The sequence below is a fragment of the Acinetobacter sp. V2 genome (assembly GCF_001188385.1).
GTDB lineage: Bacteria > Pseudomonadota > Gammaproteobacteria > Pseudomonadales > Moraxellaceae > Acinetobacter > Acinetobacter oleivorans.
Window position 1 is genome coordinate 1,060,617 of the sequence record NZ_JZFB01000001.1, and the last position, 17,951, is coordinate 1,078,567.

19 protein-coding genes and 1 other RNA gene are annotated in these 17,951 nt (G+C 36.7%); 7 read left to right on the forward strand and 13 right to left on the reverse strand.

Annotated elements, in window-relative coordinates:
- Window positions 1-175: 175 nt before the first annotated feature.
- Genes UC75_RS04815 through kynU form a run of 3 tightly spaced genes read right to left on the reverse strand, consistent with a single transcriptional unit; the run spans window position 176 to window position 3,627 of the window.
- The gene (locus tag UC75_RS04815) at window positions 176-922 is read right to left on the reverse strand and encodes an alpha/beta hydrolase (RefSeq protein WP_049836878.1); all 747 of its coding nucleotides are present in this window, start codon (window positions 920-922) and stop codon (window positions 176-178) included.
- A 7-nt stretch (window positions 923-929) separates the two neighbouring features.
- Window positions 930-2,336: an amino acid permease gene (locus tag UC75_RS04820; RefSeq protein WP_049836879.1), complete on the reverse strand. Its 1,407-nt coding sequence runs from the start codon at window positions 2,334-2,336 to the stop codon at window positions 930-932.
- 40 nt (window positions 2,337-2,376) lie between these two features.
- Window positions 2,377-3,627 carry a kynureninase gene (gene kynU, locus UC75_RS04825; RefSeq protein WP_049836880.1) on the reverse strand — a complete coding sequence of 417 codons (1,251 nt, stop codon included), beginning with the start codon at window positions 3,625-3,627 and terminating at the stop codon, window positions 2,377-2,379.
- Window positions 3,628-3,774: 147 nt separating this feature from the next.
- Between kynU and gigD the strand changes: the two genes are divergently transcribed.
- The gene (gene gigD / locus UC75_RS04830) at window positions 3,775-4,224 is read left to right on the forward strand and encodes an Lrp/AsnC family transcriptional regulator GigD (RefSeq protein ID WP_004791887.1); all 450 of its coding nucleotides are present in this window, start codon (window positions 3,775-3,777) and stop codon (window positions 4,222-4,224) included.
- A 29-nt stretch (window positions 4,225-4,253) separates the two neighbouring features.
- Complete coding sequence (locus UC75_RS04835) at window positions 4,254-4,793, forward strand: GNAT family N-acetyltransferase (protein WP_049836881.1); 540 nt, start codon at window positions 4,254-4,256, stop codon at window positions 4,791-4,793.
- On the opposite strand, the gene UC75_RS04840 is transcribed toward UC75_RS04835, so the two are convergent.
- Window positions 4,775-5,068, reverse strand: coding sequence for a hypothetical protein (locus tag UC75_RS04840; RefSeq protein WP_004791883.1), 294 nt, complete (start codon window positions 5,066-5,068; stop codon window positions 4,775-4,777). The two genes, UC75_RS04835 and UC75_RS04840, sit on opposite strands and share 19 nt — an antisense overlap.
- A gap of 401 nt (window positions 5,069-5,469) precedes the next feature.
- Here UC75_RS04840 and UC75_RS04845 point away from each other — a divergent pair, with 401 nt between their 5' ends.
- The 4 genes from UC75_RS04845 (at window position 5,470) to UC75_RS04860 (ending at window position 8,302) form a co-directional block, all read left to right on the forward strand.
- A complete protein-coding gene (locus tag UC75_RS04845; protein WP_049837340.1) occupies window positions 5,470-6,156 on the forward strand; it encodes an HAD-IA family hydrolase in 687 nt (228 codons plus the stop codon).
- Window positions 6,140-6,568, forward strand: a complete 429-nt coding sequence (locus UC75_RS04850; protein WP_005306259.1) for an RNA-binding S4 domain-containing protein — start codon at window positions 6,140-6,142, stop codon at window positions 6,566-6,568. Before UC75_RS04845 ends, UC75_RS04850 begins: the two co-directional genes overlap by 17 nt.
- A 145-nt stretch (window positions 6,569-6,713) precedes the next feature.
- Window positions 6,714-7,760 (forward strand): recombinase RecA, encoded by a 1,047-nt coding sequence (gene recA, locus UC75_RS04855; RefSeq protein WP_049836882.1) that lies wholly within the window; start codon window positions 6,714-6,716, stop codon window positions 7,758-7,760.
- Window positions 7,761-7,819: 59 nt separating this feature from the next.
- Window positions 7,820-8,302, forward strand: a complete 483-nt coding sequence (locus UC75_RS04860) for a regulatory protein RecX (protein ID WP_005306262.1) — start codon at window positions 7,820-7,822, stop codon at window positions 8,300-8,302.
- A gap of 14 nt (window positions 8,303-8,316) precedes the next feature.
- On the opposite strand, the gene ffs is transcribed toward UC75_RS04860, so the two are convergent.
- Window positions 8,317-8,413: signal recognition particle sRNA small type (gene ffs, locus UC75_RS18655), an RNA gene on the reverse strand.
- A 312-nt stretch (window positions 8,414-8,725) separates the two neighbouring features.
- Between ffs and UC75_RS04865 the strand changes: the two genes are divergently transcribed.
- Complete coding sequence (locus UC75_RS04865) at window positions 8,726-9,589, forward strand: YbgF trimerization domain-containing protein (RefSeq protein ID WP_049836883.1); 864 nt, start codon at window positions 8,726-8,728, stop codon at window positions 9,587-9,589.
- A gap of 59 nt (window positions 9,590-9,648) precedes the next feature.
- On the opposite strand, the gene lpxA is transcribed toward UC75_RS04865, so the two are convergent.
- From lpxA to UC75_RS20235, 8 genes are all read right to left on the reverse strand, one after another.
- A complete protein-coding gene (gene lpxA / locus UC75_RS04870) occupies window positions 9,649-10,437 on the reverse strand; it encodes an acyl-ACP--UDP-N-acetylglucosamine O-acyltransferase (protein WP_003652175.1) in 789 nt (262 codons plus the stop codon).
- The gene (gene fabZ / locus UC75_RS04875; RefSeq protein WP_003652176.1) at window positions 10,434-10,919 is read right to left on the reverse strand and encodes a 3-hydroxyacyl-ACP dehydratase FabZ; all 486 of its coding nucleotides are present in this window, start codon (window positions 10,917-10,919) and stop codon (window positions 10,434-10,436) included. The genes lpxA and fabZ overlap by 4 nt, the downstream gene beginning before the upstream one ends.
- Before the next feature lie 6 nt (window positions 10,920-10,925).
- Window positions 10,926-11,996 (reverse strand): UDP-3-O-(3-hydroxymyristoyl)glucosamine N-acyltransferase, encoded by a 1,071-nt coding sequence (lpxD, locus tag UC75_RS04880; RefSeq protein WP_049836884.1) that lies wholly within the window; start codon window positions 11,994-11,996, stop codon window positions 10,926-10,928.
- Between the two features lie 4 nt (window positions 11,997-12,000).
- Complete coding sequence (locus UC75_RS04885) at window positions 12,001-12,501, reverse strand: OmpH family outer membrane protein (protein WP_049836885.1); 501 nt, start codon at window positions 12,499-12,501, stop codon at window positions 12,001-12,003.
- A gap of 40 nt (window positions 12,502-12,541) precedes the next feature.
- Window positions 12,542-15,073 (reverse strand): outer membrane protein assembly factor BamA, encoded by a 2,532-nt coding sequence (gene bamA / locus UC75_RS04890; protein WP_049836886.1) that lies wholly within the window; start codon window positions 15,071-15,073, stop codon window positions 12,542-12,544.
- Between the two features lie 36 nt (window positions 15,074-15,109).
- Window positions 15,110-16,465 carry an RIP metalloprotease RseP gene (rseP, locus tag UC75_RS04895; RefSeq protein ID WP_049836887.1) on the reverse strand — a complete coding sequence of 452 codons (1,356 nt, stop codon included), beginning with the start codon at window positions 16,463-16,465 and terminating at the stop codon, window positions 15,110-15,112.
- A gap of 1 nt (window position 16,466) precedes the next feature.
- Window positions 16,467-17,663, reverse strand: coding sequence for a 1-deoxy-D-xylulose-5-phosphate reductoisomerase (gene ispC / locus UC75_RS04900; protein ID WP_049836888.1), 1,197 nt, complete (start codon window positions 17,661-17,663; stop codon window positions 16,467-16,469).
- Window positions 17,664-17,951, reverse strand: a 288-nt coding sequence (locus UC75_RS20235; protein WP_228137091.1) for a phosphatidate cytidylyltransferase, incomplete at its 5' end; no start/stop codon positions are given.

Below are 17,951 nucleotides of genomic sequence, written 5' to 3' on the forward strand. Positions count from 1 at the left end.
TATTGTCTAGTGAGAAAGCACTATCTTTTTAATCTAATTAAGTTCCACTGTTAGGTCAACAACAATAAATAATTTCTATAAAAAAACAGGTTAAGATGTGATTCACCTCACACTTTATCTGTCTATAAAATTAATTACTCATACAATCACATTGCATATATTGTAATTCGATTGTTTAAACTAATATCGACTTAAAATAGTGTTCCAAAATAGAGTAATGATTAATTTTAGGAATAAGCTTAAAAGAAACAAAATCCTGATCTTGCTCTTTTTTAATATCAAAATAATTTTGGCTTTGCCATTTCAACTCTTCGAGCTCAAGTTCTCCACAGAAAATTGAACATGGAATAGTAATTCGATCACTGTGATGAACAGGACTATATTTTAAGATATCTTCGCTTGAAAGATTGAGAGCATGATTTAAATGAGTGCTTTGTATAGGCCTTAAATCATAAATTCCACTTAGCAACACCATCTCAGATATGAATGGATGGCCTAATGACAAAACAGCCAGATGCGCCCCTGCTGAATGCCCCACCAGAACCATCTCATCGGTTCTCCAGTCTTGCTCTCGAATAAAATCGAGAGCTTGATTAATTTGAGAAGCAATATCTGAAATTTTGCTTTGTGGGGCTAGATCATATTCTAAAAGAACACACTGGGCTCCTTTTGCTAGAACATACGGCACGATGAATGCAAAATCTGATTTATCACACCATTGCCAATAACCACCATGAATAAAAATAACAGTCTTTTTGGCTTGCTCTAATGGGAATAAATCTAAGGTTGACCTTGGGTGCGTCCCATATTGAATATCTGCAATATGAATAAATTCTTGGTAGCTCAGTAAACTTGTCCGTTGAAATTCTGCCAATATCTCATGTTCATTAGCCACAGTTCTAGCATTGTCATAGAGTCTCATAGGTCTCTCACTTCAACGATTCTTCATGAGCATTTAAAGCAAGCTTGGCTGATGACCGTTTTAAATAATAGAAAACAGTAAGCACAACAACTAATGGAACTCCAAATTGTAAAGTTGACTTAAACTCATTGGTAAACCATGTGGTGACTGTGATACTTAAAATTGTGATTAATCCCAACAGTGAAATTAACTGGCTTGCTTGAACCTTAAACTTTAATTGCTGGCCTTGTTGTGCCATTTTCCGTCTAAAAAACATATGGGTAACAAAAATACTGCCCCAAGTGAACAATGCGCCAAACATAGATAAAGCAATCATGATCGGAAAAGCAGAGGCTGGGTTAATCGTATAAACAATACTTGCAATACCAATACCCACTGCTGACAACAGCAATGCGTTAATTGGTACGCCATTATGACTAATGCGACCAAATAATTTCGGTGCATCACCTGCTCTTGATAAGCTAAATAGCATACGTGTCGAGATATACAACATACTATTCATGGCGGATAAGGCCGCGACAATTACAATAAAATTTAAAATACTGTCCGCATATGGAATACCTACAATTTTCATTACCATCACAAAAGGGCTGGTCGCATCGGCTCCAATTAAAGTTGTCCAAGGAACAAGTGCCACAATGAGAAATAAAGACAGCAAATAAAATAGAATTAAACGAATTGCAGTACTTTTAAAAGCTTTCTTAACAGCTCTTTCTGGATCTTTAGCCTCACCTGCCGCAACAGCGATCATTTCAATACTTAAATAACTAAATATTGAAATGATTACCCCGATCCAGACCCCACTAAAACCATGAGGAAAAAAGCCACCATGCTCGGTTAAATTAGAGAGAACCTGTTCTGTTCCTCCATGACTTTGAGTCAAAATACCAATTGCTAAAAGAATAAATACAATAATTGCAAAGACTTTTATTGTCGAAAACCAATATTCAACCAATCCAAAAGCTTTAACGCTATATGCATTAACCACAAGCAAAGTCAGCGAGAAAAAAGCGATCCAGACCCAAGAGCCTACATCTGGAAACCATAATTTCATATAGTCAGCTACTGCTGTAATTTCTGTACCGACCGCTAATACAATACATGCCCAATAACAATAACGGACTAAAAACCCAGCAAGAGGACTTACATAATGCTCAGCATATGCTCCAAATGAGCCTGACGTAGGATGCTGAACTGTCATCTCAGCCAAACAAGCCATAATAGCAAATGCAATTAAGCCGCCAATGGCATAGCTCACGATGACAGCTGGCCCAGCAAAGCTAATTGCAAACTTGCTTCCCATGAACAGCCCTGTACCAATCGCTCCACCAATTGCAATCATTCCCATCTGTTTTGCAGATAATTTCTTATGTAAACCCGCTTCTCGATTTTGTATTTCATCAAAACTGCTCATAGGCCCTCCTAGCCATTCTTCTGATATTAACCTTTAACGATCAGGTCACTTCACTGCGCACCAAATAACGCTCATTTTTCCATTCACTATTCAACATAATCTGCTTAAGTTGCTGTACGGCATTCCAGATATCTTCAAAACCTAAATATAGAGGTGTAATTCCAAAACGTAATACTTCCGGCTCTCGATAATCCCCAATCACACCACGAGCAATAAGCGCCTGAATAATTTCATAACCAAACTCATGTCTATAACTGACATGACTGCCACGATATTTATGGTTTAAAGGTGTGATCAATTCAAAACCAAACTGAGGACATTCTTGTTGAACAAGTTGAATAAACAAATCAGTTAATTTGAGGGATTTCTCACGTATTTGTTGCATATCAGCTTGTAAGAAAATATCGATACCACATTCGATTAAGCTCATCGAAATGATAGGTTGAGTTCCACACAAATAACGACGAATACTGTTAGCTGGTTCATAGTGCTGAGCCATATCAAATGGTTTTTTGTGTCCCCACCAGCCTGATAAAGGTTGCCAGAACTGATCACGATGCTTTCGATTTACCCATAACAGCGCTGGAGAACCTGGGCCGCCGTTTAAGTATTTGTAAGTACAACCAATCGCAAAATCACTGTTGCTCTGATTAAGATCCATAGGCACTGCACCAACCGAGTGACATAAATCCCAAATAATCAAAGCATCTTTAACGTGAATTTGTTGATTAATAGACTCCATATCATAGAAATATCCAGTCCGATAATTCACATGAGAAAGAACAACGACAGCCACATCTTTTGCCAAAACATGAGATAAATCATCGGCCCCATCAATTAACTCAACTTGATAACCTTGATTAATCAAGCCTATAAAGCCTTCAATAATATAAATATCGGTTGGGAAGGCATCTTTTTCTGCAACAATAATTTTACGTTCCGGAAATTTTTCGGCTTGAATTTTTACCGCTGCGGATAAAACTTTAAATAAATTTAAGGTGGTTGAATCTGAAATAACCACTTCCCCTTTTTCGGCACCGATAAGCTGTGCGACTTTATCTCCGAGCCTAGTCGGTAGCCCCCACCAATCTGCTTTATTCCAACTATTAATGAGGTCCTCGCCCCACTCTTTTGAAATAATATGCTGAGCAACCTCTAATGATTTCTTTGGTCTTGCACCTAAAGAATTACCATCTAAATAAATGACATTTTTTGGCAGTGCAAATTCATCTTTAAACTTTTTGAGTTCATCATCCTGATCCCAATAGAGGCATTGTTCGCGAGTAATCATTTGTTATTTCACCTATTTTCAACATTTCCTTTGTATTTGAATTTTATCACGCCAATTCTTTCGATTTATTCGATAATATTTGATTAAAATTTGCTATTTTCGTATAAAATTCGAATTAAAATTAAAAAACATGGATGAAATTCGAAAATGAATGTGGATGCAATCGACCTAAAAATCCTGAAGTATTTACAAGATAATGCTCGGTTAAGTAACCAAGAACTGGCCGATCTCGTTAACCTTTCGGCTTCAGCTTGTCATCGGCGTGTTAAAATTTTAGAAAGCAATGGTGTAATTGAAAAATATCAAGCAAAAGTTAATTATGAAAAACTAGGCATAAAAATTGAGGCAATCGTCGAAATAAAACTTGCCCAGCTAACAGAAAATGATCACAACTTCTTTTTAAGTCAGATCAAAAATTTTGATGAAGTCATTAATGCATATATTATTACTGGTGAATCTAATTATGTTTTACACGTTGCGACCAAAGATTTGAGTTCTTTTTCTCATTTCGTCATTAACACCTTAAATAAAATAAAAGGTGTAGTGAGCATCAATTCCAAGATCATTTTACAGAAGATTGTGCAAAAACCACTTTGACCCCTCATTTTTAATTAAAGAGTCACCTCATGATCGAAACAAAGCGTTTAATTTTAAGACAGTGGAAAGAAAGTGATTTTGAGCCATTTATAACAATGGGCTTAGATCAAGATGTTATGCAATTTTTCCCAAATCTTTTAACACCCCAAGAAAGCCTGAATTTAATCCAAAAAATTTCATCTCTCATCCATGAAAAAGGTTGGGGCTTTTGGGCAGTAGAATTAAAAGAAACCCATCAATTTATCGGGTTTATTGGTCTACACAACCAACCTGAACAATTTGACTTTTCTCCATGTGTGGAAATTGGGTGGCGACTTGCAAAAGAGTTTTGGAAACAAGGTTATGCAACAGAAGGTGCAAAAGCAGTTTTAGATTATGGTTTTAATATACTGAATTTAGATAAAATCGTTTCATTTACCGCTACGATTAATACACCCTCTCAAGCTGTCATGAAAAAACTTGGAATGCAAAAAGTTAAAAACTTCGAACATCCTAAAGTTCCTCTTCATCACGAATTAAGAGAACATGTGCTATATGAAATCACGAATGCTTACTCATCAAAGTCATAACCGACAGAGGTTGAACATTCCCAATATTCATTAAGTTTATCTGCTATTTCTTCTTTTTCCATAGTGGTAAGCACATAAAAAAGTTTAGCCTCTTTATTCTTTCTTAGAATTAATAAATTGTAATAATCATACTCAGGTCCATTCAGCCCCAAGGTAAGTTGTGACTCACAATGTTTTTCTGCTTTGTAGTGCCACTCAAGTTTATAAGTATCAAGGCCATCGGCAGCATTGATTACGATACCGTCATTGGTTCCACCAATAAATCCAATTTTCATTGCTTTCTCTAAGTTCTTATAGGAATAACTTTAAATATAACTTTAAATAAGTATCCTTCAATTTATAAAATGTTTGTCAATACGTATCCTATGTAAGCAACCTTAATCCTAGGGGCTAAAAACCTTAAATAAATTTTAAATATTTTTAATTTAAGGGAGGAATTTTCTACTAAAACTGTCTCATTATTATTTTTTGTTTTACCAAATTCCACGTTATAATTTCAAACCCTTTATCTCTCCTATCCATCCTATGAAACTATGTAAATTTTAGAAAATTATTGGATGGAGCTTTAAATTAGTTTGAGTATTTATAAGTTTATTTAATTTATGATTTTAAAAGGATATATGGTAAATGTGTCTTAAAAATTTTGCTCTGAATGATTTTGGAGATATTTAAAAAAATGTCTAAAATCATAATGTTTGATATGGATGGCACACTCTTAGATCTCGCTTTTGATGATTTCATATGGAATGAATGTCTTCCTGAACGGCATGCAAAAATAAATCAACTTCCTCTTTCCGAGAGCAAAGAAAAGCTATATCAATTTTATCAATCACATCGCCATACGCTTGTTTGGTATTCATCAACCTATTGGACTAAAACTGTAGGCGTTGATGTACTCAAATTACAACAAGAATTTCAATCTAAGATCCAAGCTCGTTCTGGCTGCATTGAGCTTTTGCAACAACTTAAAGAGCAAGGATACACGTGTTGGTTAGTTACAAATGCTGACCGCGCGAGCTTACGTTTAAAACTCGATAATATTGCGATTGAACATTTCTTTGATGTCATCATATCAAGCGAACAAGTAGGTTATGCCAAAGAAGATATTAGTTTTTGGCAAGAACTCCAAAGATTACATCCATTCAATCCAGATGAAACGATTTTTATTGATGATACGGCCCCCGTATTAAAGACAGCAGAAAAATTTGGTATTCAACACTTGTTTACTATCTCGCAGCCCTCAAGTCTAAAGGATATAAAACAGCATCAAGATTTAGAATTTAAAGCACTAGATCGGCTTACTGAATTGCTGTCTATATTGAATGAAATTGATAGAAAGGATAATGATGTCAAAATTGCCTGAAAACGATGCTGTAGAGACCATGCGTGTCGACAAATGGTTATGGGTTGCTCGTTTTTTTAAAACTCGTTCAATTGCTAAAGGAGCGATTGAAGGAGGTAAAGTACATCACAATAATGAGCGTGTAAAAGTTTCCAAAGAAATTCGAGTTGGAATGGAACTTGTTATTCAGCAAGGGTTTGATAAAAAAACTGTTGTGATAAAAGCTCTTTCGAACACACGTGGTCCAGCTCCAATCGCACAGCAACTTTATGAAGAAACCGAAGTAAGTATTGCTAGACGGGAGTTGATTGCATCCCAACGAAAATTGCATAATCTAGCTCGACCTGACCATAGACCGGGTAAAAAGGATCGTCGTCAAATTATTCGGTTTAAACAGGAGAATGATCAAAATTGGTCATACGGTGATGAATAAAAACGTCGAGTTGTGTCGCACACACACATACAACACATAGAAGCTATAGAAAAAATCTGTCACTATTACCCTAGTGAAACAAGTTGAGATTCAATGCATCCACTTGGGTTAAACGTGATGAACATAGAGTATTGAGGTTTTTGAGATGGATGAGAATAAAAGCAAAGCATTACAAGCCGCGCTAAGTCAAATTGAGAAACAATTTGGCAAAAATACGGTGATGCGTCTCGGTGACAACACTGTTCAAGCTGTTGAAGCTGTATCTACAGGCTCTTTGACTTTAGATATTGCATTGGGGATTGGCGGTTTACCAAAAGGTCGTATTGTCGAGATTTATGGTCCAGAATCTTCTGGTAAAACCACAATGACTCTACAAGCAATTGCACAATGTCAAAAAACTGGTGGTACGTGTGCCTTTATCGATGCAGAGCACGCATTAGATCCACAATATGCGCGTAAGCTTGGTGTAGACATTGATAACCTGCTTGTATCGCAACCTGATAACGGTGAACAAGCACTCGAAATTGCAGATATGCTCGTTCGTTCTGGTGCAATTGACTTAATCGTTGTCGACTCAGTCGCTGCACTTACTCCTAAAGCAGAAATTGAAGGTGAGATGGGTGACTCTCATATGGGCTTGCAAGCTCGTCTAATGAGTCAGGCACTTCGTAAAATTACGGGTAATGCTAAACGTTCAAACTGTATGGTTATCTTCATTAACCAGATCCGTATGAAGATTGGGGTAATGTTTGGTAGTCCAGAAACCACAACTGGTGGTAACGCATTGAAGTTCTACGCTTCTGTACGTTTAGATATCCGCCGTATTGGTCAAGTAAAAGAAGGCGATGAAATCGTCGGTTCTGAAACACGAGTTAAAGTTGTTAAAAACAAAATGGCTCCTCCTTTCAGAGAGGCTATTTTCCAAATCCTATATGGTAAAGGCACAAACCAGCTAGGCGAACTTGTAGATTTAGCTGTACAACAAGATATCGTACAAAAAGCAGGTGCTTGGTATTCATATCAAGGTAATAAAATTGGTCAAGGTAAGAACAATGTTATTCGCCACTTTGAAGAAAATCCTCAAATGGCTGGAGAGATTGAACGTAATATCCGTGAACAGTTGTTAACAACAGGTACTAATACTGCTCAAGTTGAAGATGAAGAAGAAGCTGATCTTCTACTAGAATCTTAATTATTCATGAGCCTTAAAACGCCCTTCGGGGCGTTTTTTTACAAGGGAACCCCAATACTATGTTCAAAAGAACTGAAGAACAGTCTCAACAAAGAGCTTTGCTCACAGGTCAACGTTTACGCTCTTATGCTTTTGCTTTATTGACTCGTCGAGATTACTCCAAAGCAGAGCTTACCGAAAAACTAACTCGTTATGCACAAAACCCCGAAGAGGTTAAGCGACTTGTTGAAGAATTATCTGAACAAAACTATCAAAGTGATCAACGCGTTGCCGAATTAACATTAGCTAGCCAGATTCGTAAAGGCAAAGGTCCAAAACGTATTAAGCAAGCCTTAAAAACAAAACAAATCGAAAATGATTTAATTGCTGATGAAATTCATAATATTGATTGGGTAGAACAGGCTTATCAACTGAAAGTGAAGAAATTTGGTGAAGAAGTAGAAAAAGATCCTAAACTTAAAGCAAAACAGATGAGATTCTTACAATATAGAGGATTTGATTTAGATGTAATTATGAAAGCAATCCAACGGAGAGTGGATTAAAAGAATGGTGGCAGCCCCACTAGCAAAACTTCGGCACATCATAGATCTGCTACCGTTGCTACCTTCCGGTCCTGGCGGGGTTCACAGAGTACAATTGCGAAGCCACCAGCGGGGCTACCATTGCAAAACAGAGTATAGAGATTTTTAAAATAGTTGCAAGCCTTCTTCACGTTTTTAAGCAAGTTTATGTTTCAATTGATTAATTCATCAGCAAAAAGCCTTAAATTCCTATACTTCTCTCCCCTATATTCTTTCTTGTATCTAATTTTGGATAAAATATGCTTGAAGATTGTAAACTATTCTTGCATTTATATTGTTAGCTGTTTTAATTGCATTGACCAATTAAAATCTTAGATAGTTAAGTGAATAGTTTATATATTCCTTTTTTAAGTTGGCTTTTACATAAATTATGGACCTATACTCATGCGATTGATGAAGCATTCTTTCTTATTTATTGCCTTAATGAGCACTACCTCTCTCTATGCCAACATTCCAATTGAGTCTCGCGGTTTAAGCCAAAGCGGTGGTAGCGCAACTAATACTTCTTCTAATAATGTTTCGGTTCCTAGTAATTTAAACTGGGAATTAATGCAAAAAAATCAACAATTAGAAAATGATATACGTACCCTACGTGGGCAATTAGAAGAACAATCAAATGATATTGAACAATTGAAAAAAGATCTATCTAATCGCTACACAGACCTAGATCAACGTCTAGAACTCCTTAATCAGAAAGTTGATCCTGAAAGTGCACAATCAGATAATCCAGCGAACAGTGATACTTCTGCTACGGCAAGCACAGAAACTCCTGCAGTTGAAAACAAAGTGGTGAATGCTGCCCCAACAAGCACCCCATCCACTACTCCTCCACCCCAACCAGAAGCCTCACAACCACCTTCACAAAACCAATCAAACCCTATAGAGCTTGAAAAGGCAGCTTACACTGTCGCTTTAGATGCCTATAAACAAGGTGGAGCAAAAAAAGCGATTGCTCCAATGCAGAACTTTATTAAAAATCACCCTAATAGTGTCTATACAGGGAATGCCTATTTTTGGTTAGCTGAGTTTAATTTAGCAACTGATCCGGTGAATTATAATGAAGCTAAAAAGAACTACAATGTAGTAGCAACTCGATATCCAAATTCGAGTAAAGCTCCTCGTGCCCTTTATCAGCTCTATAGCATTGCTAAAGATGTCGATAAAAATACAGCTTCAGCAAACCAATATAAAACTAAAATTTTAAGTCAGTATCCAAAATCTGAAGAAGCCAAATTTTTTAATAAATAATAATTTTAAGAAAAAAAAGACACTGCAAAATGCAGTGTCTTTTTTTTTAATATATTTTCTTAACGCACAATACCACGTTCTGACTGTTCAACAGAGTCAATTAGTAATTGAGCTTCAGGAACATTCGGAAGAATATCATTTTTAATCTGCTCAACAGCTTGAACAGAAGTAAGACCTGATTTAAAAATTAATTTATAAGCCTCTCTGAGACCTTGAATTGTATTCTTAGACCAACCCTTTCTACGCATTCCTTCGATATTAATACCGAATGCATGAGCTGGGTTACCAGAAGCCATAACGTAAGCTGGCACATCTTTTAAAATTAGTGATGCTCCACCCACCATACTGTAAGAATCAATTTTACAGAATTGATGAATACCAGAATTACCACCAATGATGATGTGATCACCTATGTGTACGTGCCCAGCGACACCAACGTTATTCGCAAAAATATTGTGATCACCAACAATACAATCATGTGCAATATGTGTATTAACCATCAATAGGTTATGACTTCCTATTTTAGTTAAAGCATTATCTTGCACAGTTCCTCTATGTAAACTGCAATGTTCACGAATTAAATTATGATCACCAATCTCTAACCAGGTTTCTTCACCTTGATATTTCAAATCTTGGCAAACCTCACCAACACTTGCGAACTGGAAAATCTCATTATTTTGACCAATTTTGGTAAAACCACCCACTACTACATGAGAATGAAGTTTAGTACCCGCACCAATCGTCACATTTGGACCGATAACGCAATAAGGTCCTATCTGGACATCTGGAGCAATCACTGCAGATGGATCAATAATGGCCGTAGAATGAATTAAGTCGTGATTGCTCATGCCTGCTCTGTTTTTTGGTGTGAAATCATAATTTCAGCGGTTGTTGCTACAATACCATCCACGGTAGCCGTACAATTATATTTGTAGATACCGCGTTTTTGCATTACTAATTCAGATTTTAATACAAGTTGGTCACCAGCAACTACTTGTTTTTTAAATCTAACTCTTTCCGCACCAGCAAAAAGGAATAAAGAACCAGGTTTTGGCGTTTCATTGTTCATAATAAACCCTAGAACACCTGAAACTTGAGCTAATGCTTCAACAATTAGAACACCAGGCATAATTGGATATTCTGGGAAATGTCCCTGTAGGAACTCTTCATTGATAGAAACATTTTTATAACCAACAATACTATTGTCAGTAACTTCAGTCACACGATCAACCAATAAGAAAGGATAACGATGCGGCAAATATTGACGAATCGTTTGAATCTGCATTGGTAATTCAGGGATGGCAAATTTAGGTGTAGTTGACTCGGTCATAATATTCTATTTACGCAAATTAAAGGTTGATTCAAGAGACTCTATTTGAGCTTGTATATGATCAAGTCGTTTAGTGATTTGGGTCAATGGCACATCTGCTAATTGTCGCAAGCGTACAATTGTCTTTTTCCAATGGCTATTTTCAAATAATCCAATTCCCGAAGAGTAAGTACCAGGTTCAGAAATATTTTTTGTGACCATTGACATTCCGGTCAAAGTCACGTTATCGGTAATAGAAAGGTGGCCTGATACACCGCAAGCCCCAGCTAGAATACAGTTTTTGCCAATTTTAACACTACCAGCAATTCCGCATTTAGCAGCGATAGCTGTATTTGAACCAATATGAACGTTATGCGCGATTTGCACAAGGTTATCAATAATTACCCCATCTTCCAAAATGGTGTTGTCGAGTGCACCTCGATCAATACTACAATTTGAACCAATGCGAACATCATTACCAATAACAACTGAACCCAATTGAGCAATACGATGCCACTTTCCTTGATATGGCGCAAAGCCAAAACCTTCACTACCAATTACAGTGCTTGCATGAACTCGCACACGATCAAATAATTTAGATCCACCCGTAATAGTGACATGAGCATCAATAAAACAATCTTTTCCAACTTCCACATTATCATCAAGTCGAGTATGGGACTGAATAATTGTGTTATCACCAACCACACAATTTTCGCCAATAACGACGTAATGACCAATATACGCTGTTTCAGAAATGATCGCAGAAGGATGAATTTGAGCAGTACTTTCTATACCCACCGATGTGATTTTTTTATCGAAAACATGTGTAAGTATGGCAAATGCTAAATATGGATTATCAACAATAATAAAATTTTGTTTGTCAGGAAGCTGTTCTTTAATAAGGCTTGTAACAATGTACGCACCCGCACGGCTAGCCTTTGCTTGATCAATATACTTTTCGCCATTCACGAAAGCAATTTGATGAGTTTCAGCATTTTCTAAACTTGCTAAGTTTATAAATTGAAGACTACCCGTACCTACTAGCTCACCATTTACTAGGTGAGCTAGTTCATCTAAACGATAATGTTGCACTTTCATTAATTTATTTCATTGAATTAACCTTTTGTATCATTTTATCAGTTAAATCATATTTAGCGTCATAGGCAACAGTTGAATTTTTATTCAAAATGAAGTCAAGATTATTTTCTTTTCGTAATTGTTCAGCTGCTTGCTTCACACGAGTCTCAAAAGTTGAGTTCATTCCTTGCAAACTAGTTTGAACTTTAGACTGCAAACCTTGTTGAGTAGAATTAAATTCATTGAGTTTTGTTTGATATTGCGCCTGAAGCTTTTTGATATCATCTTCTTTCATTTTTTGCCCTTGAGTTTGGGCTTGACGTTGAAGACCTTCTAATTCTTTACCTAACTGCTCAAGACGAGTTGTGGTTGGCTTAACTGATTGATTTAAACTTGCGTTTTGTTGTTTCAAATAAGTACTGCTTTCAACAACTTTAGCAAGATCAATGACGCCATAACCGGCAGCATTAGTCATGGCAGAAACTGTCAAACCTAGTCCTAACATTAATATATTTAATTTTTTCATTTAAATTTGTGTCCTTATTGCATGTTTAGTCAAGTCGTACTTAGAAAGTACGACCGATTTCAAACTGGATCTCTTTAGTTTCATCACCAGGCTTATCATTTAGAGGGAATGCATAGCTAAGAGATAATGGTCCGATCATGGTGATCCATGTGAAGCCAACACCTACGCTATAGCGCATATTGCCTAAATCAAAACCATAGTTATCTTCACAATATTTTCTAACATCATCAATTTGCTGACCATTAATCTTCATGCCTTTAGTTCCGTAGGCAGTATTATTAATATCACATTTAGTATCAAAAACTTGACCACCTTCAGCAAATAAAACCGGACGCACTTGACGAGTCCAATCACCTTTGAATGGTAATGGTAAAGCAAGCTCTGTACCAAACTGAACTAAAGCATTACCACCCACTTCTTCTGGTGAACTATCATTTTGCCTGGTTTCTTGTAAATTTACGCTTGCGTATTTTGGTCCAAGTGTACTGTTATCATATCCTCGAACTGAGCCATAACCACCCGCATAGAAGTTTTTATAGAATGGTAAATCATTACCATAACCAAGCTTACCATAACCACGAAGTACGAATCCTGATTTACCAATTGGTAAGAATGCCTGAGTATCATAAGTCAACTTTTGATAGTCCACATCACTACCAGGTAAACCAATTTCTAGACCAACACGATGTGACATACCTGAAGTTGGGAAAACTGGCCTATTTAAGGTGTTATATGACCAACCTAAGTTTAAGTTATAGGTAAAAAATTCACTTTCGAAAGCACTATTATAGTCTTCAAACCCACCTTCACATGTATCCGGTATTGGTTTCTGTGTGCTAGGATCAGTCTCATTCTTACCACTTGGACACCAAGTCGACTTACCAGTTGGTTTGCCACCATTTGCCAACAAATAGTCACGTACATAAGTAGAGACATAAGGACCAGTCGTTACTTTAGTATTATCAACACCAAGCGAAGCACTTAAACTTTGGTTTTCATCAATTGGATAACCAAAACTTAAACTACCACCAAAACTATCGGTAACATAGTTATTAACGTTATAGTCATCATTTAGTTTCGTTTTACGATAGTAAACGTTGTAACCGCGACTTACCCCATCAATCGTGAAGTAAGGGTCTGTAACACTTAAGTTATAGTAATCTTGAGTTTCAGAACGAGATAAATCGATCGAAACACGGTTACCCGTTCCCATAAAGTTAGTTTGACTCAAACCTGCCTGGAATGTGATACCACCACTTTGTGAGTAACCTACCGCTAATGTTGTAGTTCCCGAGTGTTGCTCTTCAACATTTACGTTTAAATCCACCTGATCTGGTGAGTTTGGAATACGAGCTGGTTTAATATCAACAGTTTTGAAGAATCCTGTACGCTCTAAACGAACCTTAGACAAATCAATTTTTTCATTACTCGCTAAAGCGCCTTCCATTTGACGCATTTCACGACGTAATACTTCATCGGCAGTTTTACTGTTACCTGTAAAATTAATACGACGTACAGTAACTTGCTGACCTGGATTTACATAGTAATTTAAGTCAACAACACCTGTATCGTTATTAATTTGTGGAACAATATTCACATCTGCAAAGTAATAACCAGCATTACCGTATTTACGCAATAACAATTGCTTAACAGCATTTACTTTTTCTTGAGAATAGGTATCGCCATCTTTATAGATTTTTAAAGCTTGTAACTCTTCAGGTTTATAAAGTGCATCACCTAAAAACTTGGTTTGCCCAAATTTAAATTGACTGCCTTCCTCTACAGCAACTTCAATAAAGATGTTCTTCTTATCTTCACTAATATTAAGCTGTGAGTTATTAATATGAAAATTGATATAACCTTTATTCAGATACATCGCACGCAAAGCTTCAAGGCTCGCCGCCATTTTCTCTCTAGCATAACGGTCATTCCGAGTTACGATTGAAGCCCAACCGCTTTCTTTAACTGCAAAGGCTTGTTTAATTTCACTGTCTTTAAAAACAGTATTACCAATAATATTGATATTAAAAACTTTAGCCGCAGTACCTTCATTAAAATTTAATTTAAGTTCAACACGGTTATTTGGACGAGCTATCGTATCAACAGTTACATCAGCATCATAACGGCCTTGCTGGGTATATTGCTGCTCTAATTCAGTTTCAATCGTTTGTAAAGCTGACTTCTTAAAAACTTCGCCTTCAGCAATGCCCATTTTTTTGAGACCTTGCTCTAAAGCCTCCTTAGGAATAAGTTTGTTACCCTTAAATTCAAGTTTTGAAATAATTGGGCGCTCTACGACATTAAAAACTAAAGTATCGTTGTCTCTTGATGCTTTAATATCGTCAAAAAGTCCAGTGGCATACAATGTTCGAATTGCTTCTGCGATCATCGGTTCATTAACGCGATCGCCACTGTTGATTGGCAACATGGTAGAAACATTTGCAGGAGTAAGACGGACCAAACCATCTACACGAATATCTCGAACGACGAAATCATCAGCTGCATATGCTTGTTGTACCGCTGCCATAGCGCTAACAAGTGCCAAAGGCATTAAAAAATGTGTGTGCCGCATGCCAGTTTTTCCAGTAAGTTATAAATCCATATACGTTTACAAACGCATAAAATCGTTAAATAAAGCTAAAAGCATCATACTACCGAGCAGTACCATACCAATTTTTAGACCAAACATTTGTATTTGTTCAGAAACAGGCTTACCACGAATAGCTTCAATAATGTAATAAACGAGATGTCCACCATCTAGCATTGGAATTGGCAATAAATTTAAAATTCCAAGACTTACACTCATTAGAGCCATAAATGAGATAAAAGTCTGCCATCCCATTTCCGCACTTTGTCCCGCTACTTTCGCGATTGTAATTGGACCAGAAAGATTCTCTAAACCAATTAAACCCTTAACCATTTTTACTATCGAACTCAATATCATGCTAGAGATTTGACCAGTTTTCTCTAGTGACATCTTGAAAGCTTGTATTGGAGTATATTGAATTGTTTGCTTATATTCGTCAGGAATTGTAATTTTTCCTGCATCACTTTTCACACCCAAAACACCACTCACTTGCCCCATGTTATCTCGTTTCCCTTGAGGCATAACTTGCAAATGGACTAATTGACTATTACGCAAAACATCAATATTGAGTAATTTTTCTGGAGAATGTTGTACGACCTCGACAACATCAAACCAGTCTTTCATTGCTTGACCATTAATTGAAACAATACGATCACCTACTTTCATTCCTTGACGAATTGCAGCTCCATCTTGAGTCAATTCAGTAACAACAGCAGGAATAACAGGACGATATGGTAAAAAACCTAATACATCTAAAGCTGATTCATTCTGGTTTTTTAAGAAGTCTTTAATTGGTAAAACAATATTCTTTTCAGTACCTGCGCGGTCCACATCAACATTTACACTGCCAGTTTCACCTACACGATCAATTAAAGCAAAGTTAAGCTTTTCCCAAGTTTGCGTTTCTTTTCCATCAACAGCAATAATCTTGTCACCGACTTGCATTTGTGCAATTGCTGCTGGTGAGTTTGGTATAACTTTACCGACTCTAGTGTTCAGTTGTTCTTGTGCAGGTAAAAATAAGATCCAGAAAAGTAAGACAGCAAAAATCAGATTAATTAATGGACCAGCTGCAACAATTGCTATACGTTTCCATGGCTTTTGGCGGTTAAATGCATAAGGTAAATCTTGCTCTGCAACATTACCTTCACGCTCATCAAGCATTTTTACATAGCCGCCTAATGGTAAAGCTGAAAGTTGATATTTGATTCCAGATTTTTTTGATGTCCACTTGAGTAATGTAGGCCCAAAACCAATGGAATACACTAAAACTTTAACACTCAGTTTTCGTGCTACCCAATAATGACCAAACTCATGAATTGCAATTAAAGGACCAAGTAAAAGAGCCGCTGCTGCAATCATAAATAATGCACTCATTTCAGCCTCCTATACTTGATATATATTGCTGTGCTACATGTCGTGCTATTTCATCTTTAGCTAAAATACACTCAATATTTTCAGCAACTGAATTTTCCAATTTTTGCAAAGTATGCTCTACCACTTGTGGGATATTTGTAAATCCAATCTGTTCCTTTAAAAATGCAGCAACAGCAACTTCATTTGCAGCATTTAAAATAGTAGGTGCCAAACCTCCTGCACGCATTGCCTGACGAGCCAAATCAAGTGCAGGGAATTTCTGAATATCTGGCGCTTGGAAATTAAGCTGAGAATATTCAAACAAATCTAAAGCAGGAACACTCGTCTGTAAACGCTCTGGCCATGCTAAAGCATGTGCAATTGGCGTACACATATCTGGGTTACCCATTTGCGCCAACGTTGAACCATCCACATATTGCACCATAGAATGAATAATACTTTGTGGATGAACAACAACTGTAACAAAATGTTCAGATATTGAAAACAAATGACATGCCTCGATCAACTCCAACCCTTTATTCATAAGAGTAGCTGAGTCAACTGAGATTTTCTGTCCCATAGACCAGTTGGGATGCTTACAAGCCTGTGCAGGAGTAACTTTTTCTAATTGTTCTAACGAATGGTTTAAAAATGGTCCACCTGAAGCGGTCAATAAGATTCTTGATACACCCTGTTGCGGTTGTCCATTTCTTTCAGCTTCTAAATAGTTATGAGGCAATGACTGAAAAATAGCGTTGTGTTCTGAATCTACCGGTAATAATAATGCCTGATGATCACGTGCTGCTTGCATCATGATTTCACCAGACATGACCAAAGCTTCTTTATTAGCAAGCAATACGCGTTTACCAGCTTTCACAGCAGCTAGAGTTGGCAACAAACCTGCAGCACCAACAATTGCAGCCATAACAATATCAACATCTGGATGTGAAGCAATGCTTATCAGCCCTTCCTCACCAACCAAAATTTCAATATTTTGTAATTTATTATATGCCAATAGAGCTGTTAATTCGGCAACTTTCTGCTCAGGAACGACCACAACTTTTGGTTGGAAATGTTTGCAAATTTCAACCAACTCAGAAATTCGACTATGAGCTGAAACCGCAAACACTGAATACTTATCAGGATGTTGATTTAAAATTTTTAAGGTACTTTGCCCAATGGAACCGGTTACACCTAATATGCAAACAGATTGTGTCATCTATAAATCTACACCAATAAGTTTTAATATATACATTCCCGTTGCAAAAATCGGGGCTGCTGCAAGTAAAGAATCAATACGATCTAACACACCACCATGACCTGGTAAAACACGACCAGAATCTTTAATACCGGCACGACGTTTAATCATTGATTCAAATAAATCACCTAAAACTGAACCAAATACTGTAATTAACGACAATATAAGAAACAGAATTTGCTGAATTAAAGTTAAATTTAGATAATGATATTGCACAACCACCATTATTACTACGGTCGTAATAATACC

Bases quoted from the DNA above. Each gene is read 5' to 3' on its own strand.
- UC75_RS04815 (WP_049836878.1), bottom strand. From the start codon at position 922: ATGAGACTCTATGACAATGCTAGAACTGTGGCTAATGAACATGAGATA.
- UC75_RS04820 (WP_049836879.1), bottom strand. From the start codon at position 2,336: ATGAGCAGTTTTGATGAAATACAAAATCGAGAAGCGGGTTTACATAAG.
- kynU (WP_049836880.1), bottom strand. From the start codon at position 3,627: ATGATTACTCGCGAACAATGCCTCTATTGGGATCAGGATGATGAACTC.
- gigD (WP_004791887.1), top strand. From the start codon at position 3,775: ATGAATGTGGATGCAATCGACCTAAAAATCCTGAAGTATTTACAAGAT.
- UC75_RS04835 (WP_049836881.1), top strand. From the start codon at position 4,254: ATGATCGAAACAAAGCGTTTAATTTTAAGACAGTGGAAAGAAAGTGAT.
- UC75_RS04840 (WP_004791883.1), bottom strand. From the start codon at position 5,068: ATGAAAATTGGATTTATTGGTGGAACCAATGACGGTATCGTAATCAAT.
- UC75_RS04845 (WP_049837340.1), top strand. From the start codon at position 5,470: ATGTCTAAAATCATAATGTTTGATATGGATGGCACACTCTTAGATCTC.
- UC75_RS04850 (WP_005306259.1), top strand. From the start codon at position 6,140: ATGTCAAAATTGCCTGAAAACGATGCTGTAGAGACCATGCGTGTCGAC.
- recA (WP_049836882.1), top strand. From the start codon at position 6,714: ATGGATGAGAATAAAAGCAAAGCATTACAAGCCGCGCTAAGTCAAATT.
- UC75_RS04860 (WP_005306262.1), top strand. From the start codon at position 7,820: ATGTTCAAAAGAACTGAAGAACAGTCTCAACAAAGAGCTTTGCTCACA.
- UC75_RS04865 (WP_049836883.1), top strand. From the start codon at position 8,726: ATGCGATTGATGAAGCATTCTTTCTTATTTATTGCCTTAATGAGCACT.
- lpxA (WP_003652175.1), bottom strand. From the start codon at position 10,437: ATGAGCAATCACGACTTAATTCATTCTACGGCCATTATTGATCCATCT.
- fabZ (WP_003652176.1), bottom strand. From the start codon at position 10,919: ATGACCGAGTCAACTACACCTAAATTTGCCATCCCTGAATTACCAATG.
- lpxD (WP_049836884.1), bottom strand. From the start codon at position 11,996: ATGAAAGTGCAACATTATCGTTTAGATGAACTAGCTCACCTAGTAAAT.
- UC75_RS04885 (WP_049836885.1), bottom strand. From the start codon at position 12,501: ATGAAAAAATTAAATATATTAATGTTAGGACTAGGTTTGACAGTTTCT.
- bamA (WP_049836886.1), bottom strand. From the start codon at position 15,073: ATGCGGCACACACATTTTTTAATGCCTTTGGCACTTGTTAGCGCTATG.
- rseP (WP_049836887.1), bottom strand. From the start codon at position 16,465: ATGAGTGCATTATTTATGATTGCAGCAGCGGCTCTTTTACTTGGTCCT.
- ispC (WP_049836888.1), bottom strand. From the start codon at position 17,663: ATGACACAATCTGTTTGCATATTAGGTGTAACCGGTTCCATTGGGCAA.